Consider the following 20,166-nt stretch of genomic DNA (forward strand, 5'->3'; position numbering starts at 1 on the left):
ATACGGAGCCATCCGGCGGAGTCCAGGCCCCTTGTCCGGCATACGGACAGGACGCCCCGGCGGAGCGGTGCGGCCGAACACCAGGACGCGCCCGTGGTGTAGACCACGAGCGCGCCGCTGACCAGCAATGATGCTGTTGTGGGGGGTGGTTCGGGGGTGGAACTATGGTGCCTTAGAAGGTGAGGCTCCACGAGTCGATGTAGCCGGTGTCACCCGAGGCCACATCGCGGACCTGAAGCTTCCAGGTGCCGTTGGCGAGCTCGCTCGACGCGTCGACCGTGTACGTGGTCAGGACGTTGTCGGCGCTGTCCGAGGAGGAGGACGCCTTGAGGTTGCGCACCGTGCCGTCGGGGGCGATCAGGTCGATGACCAGGTCCCCGCGCCAGGTGTGCTTGATGTCCACGCCGACCTTGAGGGCGGCGGGGGCGTTGCCGGTGCGGCCGGTGACGGCGATCGAGGACGACACGGTGGTGTTGTCGGAGATCGTCACGTTCGTGGCGTTGGAGAAGACCGTGCCGGTCGGCGGCGTGGTGGTGCCGGTGACGGCGTCCACGGTCTTCGCGGTGTCCGCGATGCCGGTGCCGCAGCCGCCGGTGCAGGTGCCGGGCAGCGCGCGGGCGTTGGTCTTGATCGCGGACTCGATCTCGGCCGGGGTGAGGGTGCTCTTGGCCGACTTCAGCAGGGCGGCGAGGCCGGCGATGTGCGGCGCCGCCATCGAGGTGCCCTGGTACGGCTTGTAGTTCTCGACCGACTGGGTCGTCGTGCCCGAGTTCAGCGTGGAGTAGATGCCGTTCTCGGGGGTGGTGACGGTGCCGGGCGTGTCGGTGGAGCGGCGGGTCTCGCCACCGGGCGCGGACACGTCGATGATCGTGCCGTAGTTGGAGTAGTACGACCGGTTGCCCTCACGGCTGGTCGACGCCACGTTGATGACGTTCGAGCAGTTCGCGGGGGTGAAGCCGGAGGCGTTGGCGTTGCTGTTGCCCGCGGCGACGACGACGGTGGTACCGCGCTGGACGGCGCCGTTGATGGCGGTCTGGTAGACGCTCGGGCAGGTGGAGCTGGCGCCGCCCAGGCTCAGGTTGATGACCTTGGCCGGGGTCGCGTTGGCCGGGACGCCCGGAACGGAGCCGCCGGACGCCCAGGTGATGGCGTCGGCGATGTCGGCGGACGAGCCGCCGCACTTGCCGAGCACCCGCACGGGCTGGATCTTCGCGTTGTACGCGATGCCCGCGATGCCCTTGGTGTTGTTCGTGACGGCGCCGATGGTGCCGGCCACGTGGGTGCCGTGCCAGGAGGAGTTGGAGGCGCGGGAGCCGGTGCCGCACTCGCCGTCGGTCGCGTTCCAGTCGCCCTCGTCCTTCGCGTCCGCGTCGCGGCCGTTGCCGTCGCGGGCGTCGGAGGAGGTGGAGATGAAGTCGTAACCGGCGACGGTGTTGGCCGCCAGGTCCGAGTGGGCGGCGTAGCCGGTGTCGATGACGGCGACGGTCACGCCGGAGCCGGTCGTCTTGTCCCAGGCTGCAGGAACGTTCATGCCACCGGTGGGCTCGAAGAGGTCCCACTGCTTGGCGTAGTCGGTGTCGTTCGGCGTGACGGCCATCGCGTAGGCGCGGATGTCGGGCTCGACCGAAGCGACGGACGGGTCGGCGCGGAACGCGTCCATGACCTCCGTCAGGTCCTGCTTGGTGGCGCTGTCGCCCAGGTCGACCAGGGCGCCGCCGCCGGCGAGGCGACGCTCGAAGGAGAGCTGCTCGCCCGTCTTCGCGGCCTTCTCGGCGGTGTCGCTCTTCGCGGCGGTGTTGGAGCCGGCCTCGGCGGCCTGGCTCTTGTAGGTCACGATGACCTTCTCGACCGGGGCGCTGGGCAGCGCCCCCATCGTCTGCGAAGCCGGTGCGGGCTTCGGGGTGGCAGCGCCCGGGGCGGCGGCGATCGCCCCGGTCGTGGCAGCGGCGCCGAGGATCGCGGCGCTCGCGACCACGGATATGACTCTCCGCCTGGAACCGTTCAAGGTGTGGCCCTTTCGAGTACGACGTAACTGCGGAGCAGTGGCGGCGGCGCGGGACACACGGGGCAAGTGGGGTCGCTGTCCGTCGGTCCCTGGGCTTGGGGAGCCCGTGCGCCGCCACCGGCGCGACGGCCCGGGTCAAGGCCGTCCCCGGCGGATGCCACCCTCCTCATGCACCTGTCAGGGTGCGTTCGGGGGATGATATCTGCCGGTGCGGAGGACAGTAGGGAACGGGGGGATGAACCCGATACGGGGAAAACCCTTGTCACCCCTCGGGGGGCGGTGGGGGGTCGGTGAGGGGGAGCGTGAACCGCGGCCGCGCGGACGGGCGGCCGGGGCCCGTCGGCGGGCCCGTCCGGGGGAGGTGGGGGCCGCGGAAGGGCGCGAGGGTAGCTCGCGAGGGTGCAGGGGCCGCCCGAGGGGTGGGGGGTCCCGCCCGAAGGGCAAAGGTTGTCGCGTGCGGGGAAGCGGGAAAAGGGTCGCTCAGCCCAGTTCGAGCGTCGTGACACCGTAGACGCGCTCGCGTGCCACGGGCCGGACCGGACCCGTGTACATCCGGGCCGTCTCGAACGTCGGCGTCAGGCCCCGCTCTTCGGCAAGCCGCGCCGCCGCCGGATTCGACTCCGGCATGTCGACCGCGATCCGGTCCGCGCCGAAGTGCCGCGCCTCGGCGGCGAGCGCGTCGAGCAGGGCCGCGGCGTCGGCCCGCGTGTCCGCGAACAACGGCCCGATCCGCGCCTCGTCCTGGGCCGGACGTACCACCCCGTACCCGGTCAAACGCCCCTCGGTGACCCGTACCAGCGCACGATGGCCGGGGGTGGTCAGCCAGGCGCCGAGGAAACGCGGCCGGTCCGCGTGGTGGCAGGCGGCGTCGTACGCGGCCAGAGCGCCCGGATCGACCTGCTCGGCGGCCACCACGCCGGCCACCGGTCCGTCCGGGGCGGGCACCTCGCCCACGTAGCGCGCCGTGCGGTACGCCGTGGAGAAGCCGGAGCGCCGGTAGTTGTCCTGCTGCGCGGGCACCCCGTCGAGGCCGACGGAGCGGGTCCCGGCGTGGGCGAGGGCGGCCTGCCAGGTGGCCAGGCCGTGCCCGAGGCCGCGGAGTTCGGGACGTACCAGATAGAAGCCGAGGAAGGCGTACGCGTCGTCATAGGTGACGACGGAGACGGCGGAGACCGGCTCCCCGTCCAGCCGGCCGAGGAAGAAGCCCCGGGGGTCCTGCGCGAAGAACGCCCGAGCGTCGGAAAGGCCGGGATTCCACCCCTCCTCGGCCGCCCAGGAGCGCACGAGCTCCCAGTCCCGTTCCGTGGCGCGGGAGACGGACAGCGAGCCGGAGGAGCCGGAGGTCATGCGGGTCCCTTCAACAGCCGGGAGCGAGCGGGCGTTCGGCCACGGGCGGGTCGGCCGGTGGTCAGGGGGCCGGATGGCCGGTCGGATGGCCGGTCGAGTGGTCAGCCGATGAACCGGTCGGCCGGATGGTCGGTCGGTGGTCGGTGGTCGGGTGGTCTGCCGGTCGGTCGGGTGGTCAGCCGACTGCCTACCGGACGAGGCGCGGTGAGCATAGCGCCGCGCGGGACCGCTCCCACCCGCGGCCGAACGATTCCGGCCGCGGGCGCCCGGGCGACCGCCGGGGCCTCAGTGGACGAGACGCAGGCGCGGACCCGCGACCGAGAGGCTGACGGTCTGACCCCATGTCAGCTCCAGGGCGTCCGATTCGACACCGTCGCCGAACGCGACCAGACGGTCCGACTCGACGGTGAGGCGCAGGGCCCGGCCCGGGTCGAGGAGGCCCTCGACCCGGCTCGTTCCGGTCGCCGGCGACGGCCAGGCCTCGCGCACGAACCAGGCGAGCCGGGCGTCCGCGGGCCCGGGCAGCGTGAGCGTGCTGGAGCGCTGTTCCCACAGGGACCGCAGCCAGCCGGTGGCCCCCGTGCCGGTGCCGACCAGCACGCCCGACGAGGCCTGCGGCTCGGGCGGCGCCTCCGCCGCGTCCAGGTCGAGCGTGTAGCGCGCCGTCTGGTGACCGCGCGGGCCGACGTAGATCTCGTTCAGGGCGAGCAGCCGCTGCGCGTCGTCGGTGACGGCCTCCACCATCGTCAGCTCGTCGACCGCCGCCCCGGCCCCCACCGCGTACGGCAGCAGCCGGCGCGCCCGGTCCGCCCGGTGGCGGACCAGGACGCCCGGATTGCGCCCGGGGTCGGCGTCGATCCCGATGACGGGCTGCCCGCTCAGGTACTTCGCCGCGTTGGCGACCAGACCGTCCTGTCCGACCACGACGACCACGTCCTCGGGCCCGAACAGGAACCGGTCCAAATCGGCGCGCTCGACCCGGCTCTGCCGCCATGTCAGCGGCACCGCGCCCGCCACCTCGGCGAGCGCCCGGTGGGCGCGCTCGTGCCGCTCCCGCACGGCCTCGACCGAGCGGCCGCGCGCGGAGAGGAAGAACGCGGCCTGGCCGTGCGTACCGTGCCGGGCGAGCAGCTCCTCGTACTCCGTGGTCCGGTGCACGAGCACCGCGCGCGGCGCGAGGCTCACGGCCGGGCCCCGCCCTCGCCCAGCTTGGCGAGCAGGCCCGTCAGCACGTCGGGAGAGAGCGTCAGGTGCTCGATCCTGGGCAGGTTCTCGGCGGCCGTGGTCACGGCGAGGGCGTGCAGGGTGGCCGGATCCACCTCCGTGTGCGCCCGCAGCCACGCGGACTGCGCCCCGGCGCGCGCCGCGCCGACCTCGCGTGCCGCCTCGGCCTCGGCCTGTGCGAGGCGGACCTTCCGTACGGCCTCGGCCTCGGCCCGCACCGCGTCGGCGGCGGCGTTCTCCTCGGCCTCGCGGCGCGCGTTGGTGCCGCGCTGCTCGACGAGCCGTTCCTCCTGCCGGGCGAGCTCGATCTTGCTGGCGAGTTCGTTCTCGGCGATGGCCCGCTCGCGTTCGACGGCGACCGCGCGGCGCTCGTACGTGGCCCGGTCGGCCTCCTGCTGGATCTGCTCGCGCGCGGGGGTGCGCAGGGCGCGCTCCACCTCGGGCTCGGGACGGATCGCCACCACCCGGACGGCGACGACCTCGATGCCGGTGTCCGGCAGCCGGGGCTCGGCCGCGAGCCCGGCCGTGACGCGGTCCCGTACCGCCGCCACGCCGTCGACGAGCGCCTCGGCGAGCGCGGTGCGGGCGAGCACGTCGAGGGCGTGCTGCTGCGCGGTCTCGGTGAGGAGGGTGGCGATCTGCTCCAGCGGGGCGCCGCGCCACGCGCCGGTGTCGGGGTCGATGGAGAAGTCGAGCCGGGTGGCGGCGGCCGCCGGGTCGCCGATCCGGTACGTGACGGTGGACTGGACGCTGACGTCCTGGAAGTCGGCGGTACGCGCGTGGAAGGCCATCGCCAGCTCGCGGTCGTTCACCGGGACCTCGGAGAGGGCCGCGGTGAGCGGCCGGAACCAGAAGCTGAGCCCTTCGCCGTCGTGCACGAGCCGGCCGCGGCGCTGGTGGCGGATGTGCGCGGTGGGCGCGGAGCGCAGATGGCGCCAGCCGGCCCGCCGGGTGATGTCTGCCATGAGAGAACCCCCCTTGTCGTCATATTGACGATAGGGGGGTGGGGGGCTTTTGGTCAAGGTGACGAATTCGGAAACCTCGTCGAGCCTCAGGCGGTCGCCCGCCCGCTGGCGGCGAGGGCGGAGGCGAGGCCTGAGCCGGTCGGGTCCAATCCGGTCGGACCCGGTACGGCGAGGGCCGGGGTGGCGGGGGCCGGGGTGGCGGGGGCGGGGGCCGCCGCGTCGGTGGACGCCGGGCCGGTGGCGCGCGGCGACGGTACGGGCCGCGTCTCCAGGGCGACCGCACGCGCGCGCGTGGATCCGGCCGGGCCGGGCTCCGGCGCCGGAACGGCCGGCGGGCTGCCCTTCGTCAGCAGGACGACGCCCCGCGCCGCGACCAGCGAGGCGCCAGCCGCGACCGGCCAGCCCCACGCGCCCGCCCGGAACGTCTCGCCGAGCAGCGCCACCCCGATCACCGCGGCGGCGGCCGGGTTGGAGAGGTTCACCACGGCGAGGGGCGCCGCGAGGCCACCCTGGTAGGCGGCCTGCGAGAGCAGTAGCCCGCCGGTCGCGAAGCCGGAGATCAGCACCGCAAGCAGCGTCGTCTGCCACCAGGCCGGGGTGCCACCGGGAAGTTCGAGTGCCAGCGCGGCCGTCAGGGTCTGGGTGAGCGCGGAGGCGACGCCCGAGGCGATGCCGGAGGCGGTGGCGTGACCGAGCCCGCGGGCGCTCCTGCCCCCGGTCGCGGCCTGACCCGCGCCGTGCTCGCGCCCGTACAGCCGTCCCGACGCGAGTACGGCGATGAGGAGCGCCGTCGCCGCCGCGACGATCAGGGACTCGCGCAGGCTGAGCGCCTCGCCGGGCGTCGTCGGTCCCGTCACGGCGACAAGTCCGACGAGACCGCCCAGGGTCCACAGGGCCCCGCGCCACTCGGCCCGCGTCACGCGACGCCCCGCGCAGTACGCGCCGAGCGGCAGCGCCGCCACGAGCGTCAGCGCGCCGAGCGGCTGGACCAGGGTCAGCGGGCCGTAGTGCAGGGCGGCCACGTGGGCGAGGGCTCCGGCGGCGTTCAGGCCGACCGCCGCCCACCACTGCCCGCGGGCGAAGAGCCCGCGCAGCGCCCCGCGCCCGTCCTGGACGGGGGAGGCGGCGGCGAGCCGGGACTGGGCGACGGCGGCGAGCGCGTACCCGGCGGCGGACACGAGCGAGAGGAGGACCGCGAGGGCGGTGCCGGCGGCGGGGTTCATCGGTGGGCTCCGACTGGGAGAGGTGCCGTACCGAGGGTGCGGGGTACGGGTGGGGGCGTCGTCCGGCGCCCCGGGGTGCGGACCGCGAGCAGCGCCAGGCCGAGGAGCGCGGCGGCGGCGAGCGCGTCGAACCAGTAGTGGTTGGCGGTGCCGACGATGACGAGCAGCGTGAGCAGCGGGTGCAGCAGCCACAGGATCCGCAGGCGGGACCGGGTGGCGGCGATGAGGCCGATCGCGACCATCAGGGCCCAGCCGAAGTGCAGCGAGGGCATGGCCGCGAACTGGTTCGCCATCGAGTCCGTCTCCGGCGTCGCCCCGTACACCGAGGGGCCGTAGATCCGGGCGGTGTCCACGAGCCCGCCGGCGGCGAGCAGCCGCGGCGGCGCGAGCGGCATCAGCAGGTGCAGGGCGAGCGCGGCGCCGGTGAGGAGCGCGAGCACGCGGCGCGACCACACGTAGTGGGCGGGGCGCCGCAGGTAGAGCCAGACGAGGAAGGCGAGCGTGGCCGGGAAGTGCACGGCCGCGTAGTAGGTGTTCGCGGCCCGGATGAGCGGTTCGCCGTGCAGCAGCAGCTGCTGGATCGTTTCCTCGCTCGGCAGGTGGATCGCGCGCTCGGCGTCCCAGACGCGGTCGGCGTTCCGGAAGGCACGAGTCTCGTGGCCGTTGGCGAAGAGCCGGCCGCACTTGTAGACGAGGAAGAGGGCGGTGACGAGCGCGAGTTCGCGCAGGAGGGGCGGTCTGGCGGTCTCGCCGTCGTCCCCCTCGCCGCTTTCGCGTATCCCGGCAGCCATGGTGCGGCCCTCTCGTCAGTGCATCGGTAAGCAGTCAAACCGCCAACAAACGAAGTGAGCGTAGATCCGATTTCATCGAGACGCAAACGTCTCGATACGTTTGCGTCTCGATTGTGCACCCCCTACTCTCGTATGTGCAGACAGAGGTGTGTCCCGGAGGGGTCCTGGAGGGATCGATGTCCACAGAGGCGGCTACCGCGGCGGCCCGGCGCAGCAAGATCACGCCGGAGCGCGAGACGGAGCTGTACGACGCCGTGCTCTGCCTGCTGCGCGAGGGCGGCTACGACTCCGTGACCATGGAGGGCGTCGCGGCCCGCACGAAGTGCGGCAAGGCCACGCTCTACCGGCAGTGGGGCACCAAACCGCAGCTCGTCACCGCCGCGCTCGCCCGGCGGCGCTGCACCGTCTTCGCCGGCATCGACACCGGCACCCTCGCCGGCGACCTGCGCGAGGCGGCCCGCGTCGCCGCCTCCCACCGCGAACGCGACGCCGAACTCATGGAGGCCGTCGCCCAGGCCTTCATCCAGCACCCCGACCTGCGCGCCGCGCTCCGCGAGACCGTCATCGCCCCCGAGGTCGCGGCCATCGACGCGGTGGTGGCCCGGGCCGTCGAGCGCGGCGAGATCGACGCCGGCAACCCCGCGATCGGTTTCGTCGCCCCCTGCTTCATGGGCATGCTCCGCATCGAGCGCCTCTTCGAGGAACGCTTCGCGGACGCCTCCACCATGCGGGCCTTCGTCGACGCCGTCCTCCTCCCGGCGCTGCGCGCCTAGGGCGGGCGTCGTCCGGCACCCTGGGGCCATGGCCACACGCACTCCCGAGATCCGCGTCCGCCGGGTCTACGACACCCCGTCGCCCGACGACGGCGTACGGGTCCTCGTCGACCGGCTCTGGCCGCGCGGACTCGCCCGAACGGACGCCCGCATCGACGAATGGCCCAAGGCGCTCACCCCGTCGACCGAACTCCGCCGCTGGTACCACGGACCGGACGGCGAGTACGAGGAGTTCCGCCGCCGCTACGAGGCCGAACTCGCCGCCCCCGAGGCCGCCGCGGCCCTCGACCGGCTGCGCGACCTCGCGAGCAAGGACACCGTCACCCTCCTCACGGCCACGAAGGACCCGGCCCTCAGCCACACCTCGGTACTGCTCCGCGAACTGGACCGGCCGGCGACGTAGGGCCTGGCGTCCGGATCACACCGGGCTCGCGGGACCAGGCCCTGACCGTCAAGCCCACCGTCAGGCCCTGACCGTCAAGCTCTGTCCCCGCGCAACCCCGGCGCCTCGGCTGCCGCGTCGACCGCGTCGACCGCGTCGACCGCGGCGGGGTCCACCGCTCCCGCACGGCCGGCCAGATCCCGCGCCCAGGCCACGAGCCCGTCCACGTCGATCCCGTACGCCTCGGCGGCGCCACGCCCGGCCATGAGCCGGTCCGCGCCGCGGCGCAGCAGCCGCGCCCCGCCCGCCGCGTTGCCGCGTGCCGTGTGCGTCAGGCCCACGGCGAGCTGCGCGAGGCCCTGCCACAGGTCCCGCTCCGACGCCGGACCGGACTTCCAGGCGTCCTCGAAGACCTCGTGCGCGTGGAACGGCATTCCCGCGTCGAGCAGCCGCTGCGCCTCGCGCAGGGTCTCGGCCGGGGCGCGCACGACCCCCTCGGGCTGCCGTGGCACCCCCTCCGCCCCGTACGGCAGCGGCCGGCCGAGTCCGTCCCGGGGACGAGAGCTACGGGCCCGCCCCTCGTCGTCACGGTCCCTGCCCCGGTCGTTCCCTGTCCGTTTCACCCGTCCATTGTCGCCCCCCGGAACGATCAGGACCGCTAGGCTGGTCGGTCCAGCGCCTCACTGGTCCGCGTGGGTCGCGCGGGTCACGTCATGGCAGTTGCTCGTGTGGGGGAGTGAGACCGGTGTCGTCGGAAGCGGAACAGTCGCCACCTGCAAGGCCGTCGGAGGCGCATCCCGGTCAGGGACACCCGGCGGCCACCGTCGCCCAGGACCACGGCGCCCTGCTCGAACGCGGCCCCGAACTCGCCGCCGCGGCACACGCCGTCGACGAACTCGTGGCCGGAGCCGCGGCCGGCGGACCCGCCCAGGGCGGCATCCTCGTCTACCGCGGAGAGCCCGGCATCGGGAAGACCGCACTCCTCGCCGAGATACGCCGAACCGCCCAGGACCGGTGCACCGTCCTGACCGCCCGCGGCGGCGAGACCCTCACCTCGGTCCCCTTCCACCTCACCCGACAGCTCCTCCAGCCCGCCCTCGACCCCTTCGGCGCCGAGGACGTCCACCACCTCTTCGGCGAACACTTCGACCTCCTCGCCCCCGCGCTCGGGCTCGCGCCCCCGCCCACGGACGCACCCGCCGACCCGCAGGGCGTACTCCTCGGACTCGCCCGGCTCCTGGAGCGCCTCGCGGAACGGCTGCGGGACCGGCCGCCGGTGCTGCTCGTCGACGACGCGCACTGGGCCGACGCCGAATCCCTGGCCTGGCTCGACGCCTTCACCCGGATCCGGCGCGACCGACGCCTGCCCGCCCTCGTCGTCCTCGCCCACCGCCCCCTGCCGCCGGGACCGTGCGAACCGGGCGCGCCCGCCACCCTCGCCGCGCTCGGCGACCGCGCCGTCCTCACCCTCGGCCTGCACGCCCTCACCACCGAGGCCACCACGGCACTGGCCCGCGACGTGCTCGGCGGACACGCGGACGAGCCGTTCTGCCAAGAGCTGTGGACCGTGACCTCCGGCAACCCGTACGAGACGGTCGAGCTGCTCGCCAAGGCCCGCGACCGGATGCTCGAACCCGTCGCCGGATCGGCCGGCCTGCTCCGCGACCTCGGCGCGGGCGCCCGCGGCGGTGGACTCGTCAGCCGCCTGGAGGAACTCGGGGCCGGACCGACCCGGCTCGCGCGGGCGATCGCCGTCCTCGACGCGGACAGCACGCCGGAACTCCTCGCGGAACTCACGGGCCTGCGCCCCGGAGACGTGGCCGACCACACCGAACGGCTCCGGGACGCCAGGATCGTCCAGACCAGGCCCGCCGCCCCGGACTCCGCCGCAGACTCCCTGGAGTTCACCCACCCGCTGATCGCGACCGCCGTCTACGGATCGATCCCTCCGGCCACCAGGACCGCCCTCCACGGGCGCGCCGCCTGGGCGCTCACCGAGGCGGGACACGGCCCCGCCGCCGCCTCACGACACCTCCTCGAAGTCCACCCTGACGACGACGAGGACGTCGTCAGGCAACTGCGCGCCGCCGCCGTCGAGCACCTCGCCGTCGGAGCCCCCGACGCGGCCCGCCGCTGCCTGGGCCGCGCCCTCGCCGAACCGCCCCGACCGGAGACGTACGCCCGCGTCCTGTACGAACTCGGCTGCGCCTCCCTGCTCACCGCACCCGGCGCCACCGTCCGCCACCTGCGCTCCGCGCTCGAACTGCCCGGTCTCGACGACGCCCTGCGCATCGACGCGACCCACCGGCTCGCCCAGGCCCTCGCCCACGACAACCAGCTCCAGGAGGCGGCCAGGACCGCCGGCGCCGCCGCCGCCAGGACCCCGTCCGGCATCGGCCGCCGCCGCCTCCAGGCCGCACACTTCATGTTCGAGGGGTTCCAGGCCTCCGAGGAGGACGGCCCCGGCCGCTCCCGCCGCCTCGCCGAGCTCACCGAACACTTCACCTGCGCCGACAACTCCGAGCGGGCCCTCGTCGCCGTGCGGGCCTTCGACGGCATGATGCGCGGCGAACCGGCCGACGAGGTCGTACGCCTCTGCGACCGCACCCTCGTCGACGGCGTACCCGCCAGGGGCCTCGGCTGGACCGACACCACCTGGGGCTTCGAGATCCCGGCGCTCACGGGCATCGCGTACGCGTTCTCCGACCGTCCCGACCGCGCCCAGGCCCTCTTCGGCGAGGCGGTCCGGGCCTTCGAGATCTCCGGCTGGAGCGGCGCCCACCTCGCCTTCGCCCACACCCTCCTCGGCCTGGTCCACCGGCGCCGCGGAAACCTGCCCCGGGCGCAGCACCACCTGGAGGAGGGACTGCGGCTCGCCGACCGGGTCGGCACCGGACTCCCCGTCCACTGGGACACGGCCTGTCTCCTCGTCGACACCCTGCTCGCCCGCGGCCGTACCGCCGAGGCCCGCCAGGTCGCCGACCGCTACGCCTTCGGCCCGCCCTGGCCGGGCGCGATCGTGCTGCCCGACGGCCCCAGCGTCCTCGGCCGGCTGCTGCTCGCCGAGGGCCGGACCGAGGAGGCGGTGGCCACCCTCGAAGCGGCGGCCGAGTCCCTGACCGGCCGCGGCAGGCACCACGGCGTCTGGGCCCCCTGGCCCTTCGACCTGGCCCGCGCCCTGGCGCCGAAGGATCCGGACCGGGCGGCCCGTATCGCCGTCGAGGCCCACGTCCACGCGGAACACCTCGGCACACCCACCGCGCTCGGCGAATCCCTCCGCTGCCTGTCCCTCTTCGCGGACCCCGAGGAGTCCCGCCGGCTCCTCACCCGGGCCGTCGAACACCTGGCCGCGTCCCCCGCCCGCTACGAGGAGGCCCGCGCCCGCCGGGACCTCGCCCACGCGACGGGTTCGGCCGCCGCCCTCGCCGAAGCGACGTCCCTGGCCGCCGACTGCGGCGCGGACACCCTCACCGCCGACCCGTGACAGCCCGTGCGTCAACCCACCCTCCGGAGTGAGGTAATGTTTTCCCTGCACGCCGACGCAGGGGAAACCCGGCGGAGACGCGCACCGGGACGTGGCGCAGCTTGGTAGCGCACTTGACTGGGGGTCAAGGGGTCGCAGGTTCAAATCCTGTCGTCCCGACTCGAAAGAGTCGCAGATCAGGGGTCGTTTCAGAGCAATCTGAAACGACCCCTGACTCGTTTTTGGGGACCACTTGGGGACCAACTCGCCTTGACCGCGTCAGCGGGCGACCACAATCGGGCTTGGCAGGGACCGGGGCGCGCGGAGCACGCTGAGTTGTGCCGAGAGTGCGGCGCCGGCTGCGGTGATCTTGTGCACGTCGGGGTGCAGGTATCGCTGGGTGGTGGTCAGCGAGCCATGGCCGGCGATCTTGCGGAGGACGTGCACCTGGACCCCGGCGTCGGCGAACCAGGTGAGTCCGGTGTGCCGGAGGTCGTGGCGGCGAAGGTGCTCGTAGCCGAGCTTCAGGACGACGTCGTCCCGGTGGGTGGCGTCGCGCAGGACCGCCGTGGAGATGCGGCCTCCTCGGGGGCCGGTGAACATGCGCGCGTCGGGAGCGGGTCCGGCGGCCAGCAGGTGCTGCGCGACGAGGGGACGGATCTCCTCGATGATGGGGACCTTGCGGGCTCGCTTGCCCTTCGTCCCCTTGTCGACGAGGCCGCCCGGAGCCGGGGTGGTCTGGCGCCGGACGGTCCAGATCCAGTTGGTGGTGTCGATGTCCCCGACCCGGCAGCCGGAGACCTCGCCGATGCGCGCGGCCGTGCAGGCGGCGAAGAGGACGACATCGCCCCAGCCTCGGTACTCGTCATGGGAGGCGGCCACGAGTGCCTCGGCCAGCTCGACGAGCGCCTCCCAGCCGGGGAGGGCGAGTGCCCGTGGGTCGAGGAGTTCGTCCTCGGCCTTCTTGTAGAGCTTCTGCCGGCCCGTCACGCGAGCCGGGTTGAACTTGATGATGCCGTCCCGGACTGCCTGCTCCATGACGCGGACCAGGACGGCGATGGTGTGCTTGACGGTCGAGCGACTGTGCTCGTCGGCGATGCAGTACTGGACGGTCCTGTCGATGGCCCTGTTGGTGATCATCCGGACCGGCAGGTGCCCGAGGGACGGCACCACGCGCACTCGCCATCCTGCGAGATACGGGTCGCGCGTCTTCAATTCCAGCCCGCGTAGAGCGAGTTCCATGTTCGTGGCACCGTATTCGGCGAGTTTCATGGTGGTCACCGAGGGGGGAAGGCCGGCCTGCGCAGCCTCGATGATGGTCTGGATCCAAGCCTGGGCTTCTTCTTCGCTGTCCTTTCCCTCGGACAGGTACTTCCGACGCTAGGTCACGGGGCCGAACCAGCGGACACGGGCGCGGTACGGGTTGGCTCTGTCGGGTCGGTGTTCGACGTCCGTGGTAAGGCGTACGCCGACAGGAACGGCCTCTATGTGGGCCATCAAGCTGCCTCGTTGGGGGCGGTGCGGCGGCTGTGCAGCCATTCTTCGACGTCGGTCGCGCTGTACATGACGACGCGTTCGGAGACGCAGGCGAAGGGTGGCCCTTGCGGCGGTCGAGAGGTACGCCAGCGGCGCAGCGTGGAGGGATCGAGTCCCAGCATTCTCGCTAGATCGTTGGTGGTGTACCAGGCTCCGCCGAGAAGCGGCGAGGGGACTCCGGGGCGGGATGAGTTCACGGTGTGTGCGGCTGTCTCCATGTCGTCGGTTCCTGCGAGCTGCTGGTGTGGCGTCGGGTGCCACAGGTATGTGGGGGCGGGGGAAGAGGAACACGTCGCCCAGGACGTGATCGGGCCGGACCCGGGGCCGCCCCGGTCCGATCCGGGGCATTTGGATCGCCTCCATCACGGTGGTGAACCGGTGCAGTCGTTGGTGTTGCCGCCCGTGACGACGAAGGCGAGCAGACGGCCCCCGCCGTCGCAGGCCAGGTGGATTTTGCCGGTCAGGCCGTCTCGGGACCGGCCGAGGGCCGGGTCGCGGAGCCCCCTTTCCGAGCCCCGGCCGCATGCTGGTGAGCCCGGACGACGGTGGAGTCGACCGACACCAGCCACTCGATATCGCCCGCCGCATCCGCCTTCGCCTGAGCGGCCCGCAGCATCCGGTCGAACGTAGCGTCCGCCGCCCACCTGCGGAAACGCGTGTGCAGCGCCGCCCACGGACCATAGCGCTCGGGCACGTCCCGCCAGGCCGTCCCGGTCCGGAACTTCCACACGATCCCGTTCAGGACCCGGCGGTCGTCCAGCCGCTTCCGCCCCCGCAACGACTCGGGAAGCAGCGGCCGGACGAACTCCCACTCAGCGTCCGACAGTTCATGACGAGGTATCACGACACCATGATCCACCAGCGGTGATCATTTGAAGACACTGTCTAGGACGGTGTGCCTCGACCCTACCTACGCGATCACCGCATCTGACCGGCTTCCCGGCGACTGGCTCTGTCCGCCAGAACGGGCTCTGGCACAACTTCTGTGACGATGTCACCGTAAGTGACCGTCTGGTTGCCCCATAGCTCGGGGGATCAGCAGCGTCGGCGCCGTTCGCGTGCGTCCACTGCGGTCTGCCAAGGCGTGAATCGAGCAGCAAACTTGGTGGTAGCCATCCTGGCCGTACGAGATGCTGCCAAAGTGATTGAACGAGATGCCGCGGTTCAGATCGTTGAGGAAGAGCTGGAACGCGACTACCAGCGAGAGCTTTCGCTTGGGCTTGTCCCGATGCGCATGGCTGTGTCGCATGTAGAGCAGCATGAGCTGGTATGGATAATTTCCTGGACATCTGAGGAGTACCTGCGCACCCGAAACCCGGACTTCGCGCTGGCCGGGAATGGGCCGTACCTTGTTGACCGCGTCGACGGGAGCCTGCATCAGATCGGTGTCGTCTCCGCAGTAACGGACGCGTGGGAGGCGGACTACCGAGTCCGCGTTCGAAGACAGGTCACGCGGACCGCAGTGGACGATCTGCATGATGAGGTCCGGGCGGTGGCAGGCGCTCGTGGGAGGGTTCATGCCATGCACATCCTGCGCCAAAGAGTGCCCGTGCTCTCCCACGCTCAGATCATCGAGTACGTGACCGCCTTGCAGCATGGTGATGCTCCGGCGCACCTTGTAGAGGTCTCCTCCAGGGAGCTGGTGCCGCCTACCGACCCGTTCTTGTCCGTGGTCACCATTCGCAGAGCCGCGAACCGTTGAGGTGCTGACAGCAGCAGCTGCCCTCACGAAGCGAGGAGGACTCGCTTGCGCAGCAGCGAGAAGCCGGCGCGGCCGTACATCTGGCGCTTGAGCATTTTGATCCGGTTGACGTGCCCTTCCGCGACACCTGAGCTCCAGGGCAGAGTCAGGCCGGCGATGACGGCGTCGCGGTCGCGGCTGATGCCTGCGGCGAGGGTGTGGAGGTTGGGCAGGTCGTCTTGCCGGACGGCGTCGAGCCAGTCGGGCAGGCGCTCGCCCTGGCGCTCGGTGAGCATGGTCGCGAAGGAGCGGACGTGCCTGGTGAGGGCGTCGATTTCGGGGCAGTGCGTCCGGACGGCCTTGAGTTGGAGTTGCTCGGGTTCGGTGAGGGTGTCCGGACGGCGGAGGATCCATCCGGCGACGGTTCGGGGCGCGGGCGGCCGGGCGCTCACCGGCTGCGGTGAGGTGCGTTTGTCGTGCAGGTAGGCGCGAACGCGCTGGTAGCTGCCCTTGTAATGGAGTGGCACGATCTCCTCCCACAGCTTCCAGGCGTTGGTACAGCCCTCGCTCCAGCGGTCGTCCAGATAGGGCTTGTAGTCGTCGAGGACGGAGGGCCGGTTCTGCCACTGACCGGTGAACGGCTCCTCCGGCATCGCGGCGTCTGCGAGCTGCTTGACGGTGCGGTAGGTCATCCCGAGCTGCCGCTGCACCGAGCGCTGGCTGTGTCCCGCTGTCGGCAGTGCGTGGACGGCGGCATGCCGTTCCCGGGTCCGATCGGCGAATCGGTGCCCGCGCGGCCAAGGAGAACCGTGCGAGTCCGTTGCCAGGATGGCCTCGGGTTCGGGAGCGGGAACCGTGGGAACCAGCGCGCGGAGGCAGCGACGGTGCTGGGCGACGCTCCGCTCGGCGGCCTCGCTGAGGTTGTGCCAGAGGTGCCACCGGTCCGCGACCTGGACAGCCTGCGGTGCACCAGCGGTGGCGCCCTCGGCGAAGAACGGCGCCCGGTCCCGGCACACGACCTCGACGCCGGGCCGATCGGCGAGCCAGGCCGCCAGGCTCGATGCCTCCCTGTCGGGCAGCAGGTCGACAGGGCGGCGGGTCTCGACGTCGACGAGAACGGTGCCGTAGTGGCGGCCCTTGCGGGTTGCGTACTCATCAACGCCAACCACACGCGGGGCGGGAACTTCCGGCTCGGGCAGGGCGTCGACCAGGCGCAGGACGGTGCTCCGGCTGACGCATACCCCGAGCGCGGAGCTCAGACGGGCGCCGGCGCGGCCCGCCAAGGCGAGACCGACCGAGGCCAGCGTCGCGCGCAGCCGCTCGGTCCGCTGACCGTGCCGACGGGTCAGGCCGGGTATCTGCTCGACGAAGGTGCGGCGGGTGCATTCCGAGTTCCGGCAGGCAAACCGGCGGACCTTCAGCTGGAGAACAACACTTCGTCCGGCACTCGGCACATCAGTGGGAAACCGCAGGTAGGAACCATGAACCCGGTTCGACCAGACCCGGCACGCCGGGCAAGCGGCACCGTTCCCAGTGCATTCCGCGTCGACCCGCACCATCGCGATGCTCACGTCCACCGACAGCACCGCGACATCCGCGATCGACGGGAACAACAGCTCCTTCAACCGGAGCACGATCTCTTCCACGGACCCGAACTGTGAGCCCAGCTGCTTTGACCACGGCTGATTTTCGGGCGACTTCACGCACTGCCCGGAGAAGCTCAGCCGTCACCCAGCGTGGTCGCGTCACAGAAGTTGCGCCAGAACCGAAACCGGTGAACAAAGCCACGCCGACACTTCGTCACACGCGGTCGACATCAGGACGCGGCCCGGACGAACGGCGGCACCGGGGGTGGCGGGCCACTCGGCTGCTTCCTCCACGTGCGCAGCGTGGCCGGCGTCAAACCGCTCGATCAGACCCAGCCACAGAATCCAGCGACAGCCGACGTGGCCGGGCTGGTCTGGGACATTCGCGACCTGACCGCCGCCCAGGACCAACACATCAGCGACAAGGTCAGGGCTTTGAAGCAGGACTGACCGCACGCACTACACGAACGACGCCAACCTTCACAGGAACAGGCCCGAAGGGCCCTGTCGGACCCCTCCGCTAGGGTGCGCGGATGATATTCGGACGAGGGCGGTTCCCGGCCGCCGTGGCAGCTTTCGAGACGGCGGTCCGTTCCCAGGACGCCGACGCCGCAGAGAAGGCCTTCGGGCGGCTGACCGCGACGGTCGACAAGTCCAAGGACGCGGAACTCCATGCGGCCGGGCCGCGTCTCGCGGCCGTCCTGGCCGAGGTCCCGCCCGGTCCGCGCGGGATCATCGCCGTGGTGGTCGGAGCCTGTGTCGAACGGGGCGCGGACGCGGCCGCCTGCGCCCCCGCCGTCTTCGCACAGGCGCGTGGGGCCTTCGACGCGGCTGCGGTGTTCTGCGAGAAGTGGACGGCGGCCGGCCGTGGCGAGCTGCCCGACCCCGAGGGCGAGGGCCTTGAGGAGGCGGACTTCGAGCGGATCGGCTTCGAGCCGGTCATGGCCTGGCAGTCGCTCCCGCAGTTCGAGATGGCCTGTGTGGCCATGCTGAACTCGCCCGTCGTGCGACGGAGCACCCCCGGGAAGGCCGAGCTGCGGGCGTCCGTGGCGCGGGTCTCGGAGCTGTCGGGTGATCCGTTCAAGTGCCTGGCGTACGCCCTCGCGGTCCTCGACGACGAGCCCGTCGTCGCGATCGACCGCGCCACCGGTGCCGGGTTCGCGCTGCGCGCGTCCGGCATCGGCGACAACTTCCAACTGCACACGCTTCTCGCCGACGCCCTTGTCGGTGGCGGACACCTCCCGGGCCGGGCACCCTCGGCCGAGGCTGTCGCCATGTGCCGGGACCTGCCAGGGCAGACGTCCACCACGGGGTCGTTCAACCTGGTCGGCGCGGACGGCGAATGGATCTGGAACGAGGGCTGCCCCGCCGACATCCCGGTCGTGGACGGGGCGCGCCTCGTCGTCCTCGACCCGCCCTCGTACGAGCGGAGCTGGCTGGCCGGGAGGTTCTTCCCCGGCATGACCGGCGGCCTGGTCCTGGAGCGCGTTCTGGCGGCGGAGGAGAGCGGCGCGCTGCTCGCCCAAGTGGCCCAGCCCGTCCGCTGACACGCGGCAGGCACACGGCCTGTTCGCGGGGGAGGTCGGTGGGTGAGGTGCGCGGGTAGGGATGGCCATCCCTGTGGATGGAGGGGGCACCAGCAGGGCGATGCCGATTCCGAGGAGGAGCCACTCGTCGGCGAACGAGGGCGGGAACGGGACGGCGGCGAGGGCCGCGGCGACAAGCCCCGCTAGGGAGAGCGCGGGCTGTGCCCCCTCAGCGCTGCTCACCGCCCCGGCCGGCATCGCCCCGCTCGCCGGTGTAGCGCTCGCCCAAACGTTGGGTGGGTACCCACACCTGTTCGCTGTGCTGGCCCTGGTTTCCGCTGCGGCGGCTGCGCTTGCGCTGGGCGGAGCACCTGTGGAGTCGAGGGGAGCCGGCGAGCGCGGCGGGAGAAGTCGCCGGGTTGATCTGCGCTCCCCGGGCCCTTCGTCAGAAGGACCCGAGGAGCAGGATGAGGCGCGCGTCCAGCAGGAACCGCACCGCTGGAGCTTGGTCATCGGACACGAGGGCGAGGAACAGGAACGGAAACGGTGATGTGGGCGGCGGACGCCGGTTGCCGGTGGCGAGCAGGCGGCTGTACGACGGTCCCGTGCAGGACCGCCGCCGTGTCGGCGAGCTGACCGAGGAGCACGTGGGGGACGCCGGTGGAGAAACCTACGACCCATGCCGCCCTGTCCAGGTGGTTCCCTCCGTACAGGACCCACTGGGCGTCCGTGTCGTGAAGCACGTGCTCGAAGGTGAGGGTGCGGTCCGGCGCTCGCCAGACGGTGCGGCCAGGGTGGCTTGCCCGGTGCCATCCGGCGTCGCGCAGCTTCGCGGAGTACGGCTCCGTGGCGCACGGAGGGAGCGGCGAGTCGAGGTGCTGCAGAACCGCGTGGACGAGGGGGACGGTCGTGCCGGCGGGTATGGTGGCGAGCCAGAGCCGTTCGCCGACAGGCCCGTCGTACTCGAAGATCGTCCATGCGGTGTCGGTGCGACGGCGGGCTTCGTGGTCGAACACAGCCCGAGCGGTCAGGGTCTCGTGGGAGGCGATGGTCGTGTCCTCGCTCCAGGTTCTGTGAACCTTCGCCAACTTCGAACGTGCTGGTCGGAGGGGCTGGCGTGAGGGGTGTGGGGCGTACTCACGCTGGCCGTGAGTGCGAGTCTGCGGTCTTCATCATTTGACGGGGTGTCTGGGGGGACTTTGCGGTTTCCTCCGCGCCGCGGCCTCGGCGCCGCTTACTCTCCGCTTCATGGTGGAGTCCGAGATCGCGGAACGGATCGCCACGCGCCGCGCGGAACTGGACGAACTCGAAGAACAGCTGGTCAAGCACCTTGATCAGGTGCGGGACGAGCGGGACGAACTCGCCGTCGCCGAGCGGGTCTGGCGGCGCATGGCCGAACGGATCGCCGGCGAGCGGGTGGCAGCCGCACCGGCCGCGGTGCAGGTGGCGGGACGTGCGGTGTTGCTGGTCCAACACCGTGAGGGCGGCGTGGACGAGGCCGTGCTGCCGCCGGAGTACCAGCGCATCCTGGCCGCGGTCCGCCAGGCCGGGGCGCCTCTGGCGACCCGGCTCGCCGAGCGGGGCTGGCTGCGCAAACAGCCAGACGGCCGGTACTCCGTGCGCCTTTAATAATCCGTTGCCTGGGCAGGTGGGGACAGCTCACG

19 protein-coding genes and 1 tRNA gene are annotated in these 20,166 nt (G+C 72.2%); 8 read left to right on the forward strand and 12 right to left on the reverse strand.

What is annotated here, in order from left to right; translation table 11 throughout:
* Positions 1–172: 172 nt before the first annotated feature.
* From ACIA8N_RS12320 to ACIA8N_RS12345, 6 genes are all read right to left on the reverse strand, one after another.
* On the reverse strand, positions 173–1,873 hold the full coding sequence (locus ACIA8N_RS12320) for a S8 family serine peptidase (protein ID WP_365780365.1): 1,701 nt from the start codon (positions 1,871–1,873) through the stop codon (positions 173–175).
* Positions 1,874–2,485: 612 nt separating this feature from the next.
* Complete coding sequence (locus tag ACIA8N_RS12325; RefSeq protein ID WP_365780172.1) at positions 2,486–3,352, reverse strand: GNAT family N-acetyltransferase; 867 nt, start codon at positions 3,350–3,352, stop codon at positions 2,486–2,488.
* A gap of 285 nt (positions 3,353–3,637) precedes the next feature.
* The gene (locus ACIA8N_RS12330; protein ID WP_365780173.1) at positions 3,638–4,537 is read right to left on the reverse strand and encodes a hypothetical protein; all 900 of its coding nucleotides are present in this window, start codon (positions 4,535–4,537) and stop codon (positions 3,638–3,640) included.
* Positions 4,534–5,541, reverse strand: coding sequence for an SPFH domain-containing protein (locus ACIA8N_RS12335; RefSeq protein WP_030555555.1), 1,008 nt, complete (start codon positions 5,539–5,541; stop codon positions 4,534–4,536). Before ACIA8N_RS12335 ends, ACIA8N_RS12330 begins: the two co-directional genes overlap by 4 nt.
* Positions 5,542–5,627: 86 nt before the next feature.
* Positions 5,628–6,764 carry a DMT family transporter gene (locus ACIA8N_RS12340; RefSeq protein WP_365780174.1) on the reverse strand — a complete coding sequence of 379 codons (1,137 nt, stop codon included), beginning with the start codon at positions 6,762–6,764 and terminating at the stop codon, positions 5,628–5,630.
* Positions 6,761–7,555, reverse strand: a complete 795-nt coding sequence (locus ACIA8N_RS12345; RefSeq protein ID WP_365780175.1) for a phosphatase PAP2 family protein — start codon at positions 7,553–7,555, stop codon at positions 6,761–6,763. Before ACIA8N_RS12345 ends, ACIA8N_RS12340 begins: the two co-directional genes overlap by 4 nt.
* A gap of 176 nt (positions 7,556–7,731) precedes the next feature.
* On the opposite strand from ACIA8N_RS12345, the gene ACIA8N_RS12350 reads away from it, so the two are divergent.
* Both ACIA8N_RS12350 and ACIA8N_RS12355 read left to right on the forward strand, forming a co-directional pair.
* A complete protein-coding gene (locus ACIA8N_RS12350; protein WP_365780176.1) occupies positions 7,732–8,328 on the forward strand; it encodes a TetR/AcrR family transcriptional regulator in 597 nt (198 codons plus the stop codon).
* A 28-nt stretch (positions 8,329–8,356) separates the two neighbouring features.
* Positions 8,357–8,731 (forward strand): DUF488 family protein, encoded by a 375-nt coding sequence (locus tag ACIA8N_RS12355; RefSeq protein WP_365780177.1) that lies wholly within the window; start codon positions 8,357–8,359, stop codon positions 8,729–8,731.
* 74 nt (positions 8,732–8,805) lie between these two features.
* Here the strand turns inward: ACIA8N_RS12355 and ACIA8N_RS12360 are convergent, their stop codons facing one another.
* Complete coding sequence (locus ACIA8N_RS12360) at positions 8,806–9,333, reverse strand: DUF309 domain-containing protein (protein WP_365780178.1); 528 nt, start codon at positions 9,331–9,333, stop codon at positions 8,806–8,808.
* A 221-nt stretch (positions 9,334–9,554) separates the two neighbouring features.
* Between ACIA8N_RS12360 and ACIA8N_RS12365 the strand changes: the two genes are divergently transcribed.
* Together ACIA8N_RS12365 and ACIA8N_RS12370 are read left to right on the forward strand one after the other, a co-directional pair.
* A complete protein-coding gene (locus tag ACIA8N_RS12365; RefSeq protein ID WP_365780366.1) occupies positions 9,555–12,194 on the forward strand; it encodes an AAA family ATPase in 2,640 nt (879 codons plus the stop codon).
* 85 nt (positions 12,195–12,279) lie between these two features.
* Positions 12,280–12,353 (forward strand) — tRNA-Pro (locus tag ACIA8N_RS12370).
* Between the two features lie 99 nt (positions 12,354–12,452).
* Here ACIA8N_RS12370 and ACIA8N_RS12375 read toward each other — a convergent pair.
* From ACIA8N_RS12375 to ACIA8N_RS12385, 3 genes are all read right to left on the reverse strand, one after another.
* Positions 12,453–13,346: a site-specific integrase gene (locus ACIA8N_RS12375; protein ID WP_365780179.1), complete on the reverse strand. Its 894-nt coding sequence runs from the start codon at positions 13,344–13,346 to the stop codon at positions 12,453–12,455.
* Between the two features lie 323 nt (positions 13,347–13,669).
* Positions 13,670–13,927, reverse strand: a complete 258-nt coding sequence (locus ACIA8N_RS12380) for a helix-turn-helix domain-containing protein (protein WP_365780180.1) — start codon at positions 13,925–13,927, stop codon at positions 13,670–13,672.
* 242 nt (positions 13,928–14,169) lie between these two features.
* The gene (locus ACIA8N_RS12385; protein WP_399416222.1) at positions 14,170–14,553 is read right to left on the reverse strand and encodes an IS5 family transposase; all 384 of its coding nucleotides are present in this window, start codon (positions 14,551–14,553) and stop codon (positions 14,170–14,172) included.
* A 297-nt stretch (positions 14,554–14,850) separates the two neighbouring features.
* Here ACIA8N_RS12385 and ACIA8N_RS12390 point away from each other — a divergent pair, with 297 nt between their 5' ends.
* Complete coding sequence (locus ACIA8N_RS12390) at positions 14,851–15,411, forward strand: YrhB domain-containing protein (RefSeq protein ID WP_365780181.1); 561 nt, start codon at positions 14,851–14,853, stop codon at positions 15,409–15,411.
* A 23-nt stretch (positions 15,412–15,434) separates the two neighbouring features.
* Here ACIA8N_RS12390 and ACIA8N_RS12395 read toward each other — a convergent pair whose 3' ends face one another.
* Entirely contained in the window at positions 15,435–17,036 is a 1,602-nt protein-coding gene (locus ACIA8N_RS12395) for an ISL3 family transposase (protein ID WP_365780182.1), read from the reverse strand.
* Positions 17,037–17,270: 234 nt separating this feature from the next.
* Here ACIA8N_RS12395 and ACIA8N_RS12400 point away from each other — a divergent pair, with 234 nt between their 5' ends.
* Both ACIA8N_RS12400 and ACIA8N_RS12405 read left to right on the forward strand, forming a co-directional pair.
* A complete protein-coding gene (locus ACIA8N_RS12400) occupies positions 17,271–17,426 on the forward strand; it encodes a hypothetical protein (RefSeq protein ID WP_365780183.1) in 156 nt (51 codons plus the stop codon).
* Between the two features lie 83 nt (positions 17,427–17,509).
* Positions 17,510–18,523, forward strand: a complete 1,014-nt coding sequence (locus ACIA8N_RS12405; protein WP_365780184.1) for a hypothetical protein — start codon at positions 17,510–17,512, stop codon at positions 18,521–18,523.
* A 488-nt stretch (positions 18,524–19,011) separates the two neighbouring features.
* Here the strand turns inward: ACIA8N_RS12405 and ACIA8N_RS12410 are convergent, their stop codons facing one another.
* On the reverse strand, positions 19,012–19,518 hold the full coding sequence (locus ACIA8N_RS12410; RefSeq protein WP_365780185.1) for a hypothetical protein: 507 nt from the start codon (positions 19,516–19,518) through the stop codon (positions 19,012–19,014).
* A 232-nt stretch (positions 19,519–19,750) separates the two neighbouring features.
* Between ACIA8N_RS12410 and ACIA8N_RS12415 the strand changes: the two genes are divergently transcribed.
* Positions 19,751–20,131: a hypothetical protein gene (locus tag ACIA8N_RS12415; RefSeq protein WP_365780186.1), complete on the forward strand. Its 381-nt coding sequence runs from the start codon at positions 19,751–19,753 to the stop codon at positions 20,129–20,131.
* The last annotated feature ends 35 nt before the right edge of the window (positions 20,132–20,166 follow it).

This window comes from Streptomyces sp. NPDC051822 (genome assembly GCF_044452745.1).
Lineage (GTDB): Bacteria > Actinomycetota > Actinomycetes > Streptomycetales > Streptomycetaceae > Streptomyces.